1 protein-coding gene is annotated in these 1,031 nt (G+C 28.2%); it reads left to right on the top strand.

Annotated elements, in window-relative coordinates; translation table 11 throughout:
- Position 1 precedes the first annotated feature (1 nt).
- Positions 2-1,031: RNA-guided endonuclease TnpB family protein (locus ACO409_RS11050; RefSeq protein WP_485557225.1), on the top strand; the 1,030-nt coding region annotated here is incomplete at its 3' end.

Here is a 1,031-nt window from a genome sequence, read left to right as displayed (position 1 = left end):
ATTGATAAACAAGACTTTTGGATGTGTTCGTTTTGTTTACAATACGATTTTGTATGCTGCGAATAAATTTTATGAAGAAACTGGAAAAAATAAAATAATTACACCTGCCAGTTTGAAAAGTGAAAATCAATTTTTAAAAGAAGTAGATAGTCTGGCACTTTCAAATGCTCAATTGAATGTAAAGCGATCGTTTACGAATTTCTTTCAGAAGAGAGCGAAGTTTCCGAGGTTCAAATCTAAAAAGAATAATATTAAAAGTTACACGACAAATTGTGTGAATAATTCGATACGAATTGAGGAAAACAAATATTTAGTTTTGCCAAAATTAAAAAGAGTAAAATTGAAATATCATAGAGAAATACCAAAGAATTATAGAATAAAGTCGGTAACATTGATAAACAGCAATGGAAATTATTATGTTTCTATTTTGACGGAATTTGAAAAAGAAATTCAAAAAATGCCAAGTAATGATAAAGTAATTGGGCTTGATTTTTCAATGTCTGAATTATTTGTCAGTTCTGAAAACCAAAGAGCTGATTATCCAAGATATTTTAGGATGTTGGAGAAAAAATTGAAAAAATTACAGAAATCATTGTCAAGAAAAGTAAAATTTTCTAAAAATTGGTATAGACAAAAAGAGAAAATATCAAAATTACATGAGTATATAAAGAATTGTCGAAGAGATTTTCTACATAAATTATCGAAAAAATTGTCTGAAGATTATAATGCTGTGATTGTTGAGGACTTGAATATGAAAGGAATGAGCCAGGCATTAAATTTTGGGAAAAGTGTAGGAGATAATGGATGGGGAATGTTTTTGAAGATGCTTGAGTATAAACTGATGTTTTTAGGAAAACAATTTTTGAAGATAAATAAATGGTTTCCATCATCGAAAACTTGTAGTAAATGTGGAAATGTTAAAGAGAAACTGAAATTATCAGAAAGAAGTTATAAATGTGAGTGCTGTGGAATTGAGATTGATAGAGATTACAATGCGGCATTGAATATAAAAAACATTGGAAAAGCGATGT

This window comes from Leptotrichia sp., assembly GCF_057270615.1.
The sequence above is the reverse complement of the archived record's forward strand: the minus strand, read 5'-3'. Positions and strand labels throughout refer to the sequence as shown.